General features: G+C 48.0%; 1 protein-coding gene and 1 pseudogene. Both read left to right on the forward strand.

All coding sequences use genetic code 11. The annotated features are described in order from the left end of the window. The first annotated feature begins 299 nt into the window (after nucleotides 1–299). Nucleotides 300–1,010: an aspartate/glutamate racemase family protein gene (locus IQ260_RS30245; protein ID WP_193996747.1), complete on the forward strand. Its 711-nt coding sequence runs from the start codon at nucleotides 300–302 to the stop codon at nucleotides 1,008–1,010. Nucleotides 1,011–1,151: 141 nt separating this feature from the next. Further along, nucleotides 1,152–1,924 (forward strand): annotated as a pseudogene (locus tag IQ260_RS30250) (hypothetical protein); the annotation flags it as partial.

Consider the following 1,924-nt stretch of genomic DNA (forward strand, 5'->3'; position numbering starts at 1 on the left):
GCATAGTAGCGATCGCTTTCCCAAAGGGCTCGGGTTGATTTCTGATATGGCAAGTTAACGCGGCTTCCCTTAAGACAATATGACGCATCCTAGTATGGATTTCCTTAATCGGGCATTGATTGTCAAAACCTCATCATGTTTTCTGGGAAAATGTACTGGCGATATTCTATAAAATCTGAGCATAAACCATAGGAGATGAGCCGTTGCTGATTTAAGGGATACATCGATCTATTAGAAATGCCACGTGTCAGCATTTTGCAGATAGAACCATGCCGAGGGTCAGCAACGCCAGAGATAATATGAAAACGATTGGTCTGTTGGGGGGAATGAGCTGGGAAAGCACGGTAACGTATTACCAGGCTATTAACCAGGGGATAAAAAGTAAGCTAGGCGGCTTGCATTCTGCCCAGATTGCCCTGTATAGCGTTGATTTTGACCCCATCGAAAAGCTGCAGCATCAGGGCGACTGGGATGAGATGGCAAAAGTTCTCTCAGCCGCCGCTTTAGGGGTGCAGGCAGCTGGGGCTGACTTTCTGTTGATCGGCACCAACACCATGCATAAGGTGGCTCCTCAAATAGAAGCGGCTATTGATATCCCGCTGCTGCATATTGCCGATGCGATCGCAGATGCCCTGATCCAGCAAAACATCCAAAAAGTCGGTCTACTCGGCACCGCCTTCACCATGGAGCAAGACTTTTACAGCGGTCGGCTGCAGGAAAAGCACGGTCTAGAGGTGCTCATTCCCAACGTAGACGATCGGAAAATTGTTCACCAGGTGATCTATCAAGAGCTGTGCTTAGGCAAAATCACAGCTAACGCCAAAACAGAATACCTGCGAATTATCCGTACTCTTGCCGACCAGGGAGCCGAAGCCATTATCCTGGGCTGTACCGAAATCGGCATGCTGATAACCCAGGCCGATACGGATATACAACTGTTTGACAGCACGGTCATCCACGCAGAAAAAGCCGTAGACTATGCTCTGGGTGAACTTTATCCAGGCTCTTAGCAGGAGCCATAAGCACCAACAGACCACAGACAGCACCAAACACCCTCAGCATCGATTTTTCTCAATAAATACTGGGCAACATAGGACAGATCCTGTGTTGAATACATTCTTTAGCGGATAAACAGTATAGATTGAGCGCCCATGACCACTAAAAATCTTCATCTAGAGGCTCTCGATCATACGGAGCTGCAGGCATTAGAAACATGCCACAGCTATACCATCCGAACAATTGATCATATTCAGCCCCACGGGATTCTCCTGGTTGTAGAGTCTGCTAGCTTCGAAATCATACAAATTAGTACGAATACCCTAGCAGGCTTGGGACGCTCACCCAAAAACCTGCTAGGCCAGGCTTTGAGCAACGTTTTTTCAAACGAGCAGGTTGCCGACCTCAAAAATCATCTGACGCAGCTGGGTCCATCCACCCTTACCGCCTGTGCTACCGGAGAAGACTTTGACGCGTATTCCTATCCCCAAGCCGATCTGATCGTCATCGAACTCATACCAAACTCTCCCCGGCCGTCTGACTCCAAAGCTTTAAGAGAGCTACAGCAGCAGATGAGTCAGATAACCACGGTTTTTGACACACCTAAGACTATCTTTGAGCTTGCTCAAATCTTAGCCAAAGAAATCAGGGCATTTATCGACTTTGATCGGGTCATGATTTATCAGTTTTCACCCGACAATAGCGGCGTTGTCATTGCTGAGGAAAAACAGAATCACCTAGAAAGCTATCTGGGGTTACACTATCCAGCCACAGATATCCCGGCTGAAGCTAGAGCTATTTTTACCGAGATTTCCCTTCGGTATATTCCAGATATCAACTATTCCCCAGCACCCATTATCCCAGCCCATAATCCGCCGAGTCAGCGCCCGTTAGACATCAGTTCTACCTGGCTCAGAGGGGTTTCTCC

The sequence above is a fragment of the Leptolyngbya cf. ectocarpi LEGE 11479 genome (assembly GCF_015207065.1).
Classification (GTDB): Bacteria; Cyanobacteriota; Cyanobacteriia; order Phormidesmidales; family Phormidesmidaceae; genus Leptothoe; species Leptothoe ectocarpi.

Excerpts from the sequence above, each read along its gene's own strand:
- IQ260_RS30245 (WP_193996747.1), top strand. The coding sequence starts at position 300 with ATGAAAACGATTGGTCTGTTGGGGGGAATGAGCTGGGAAAGCACGGTA.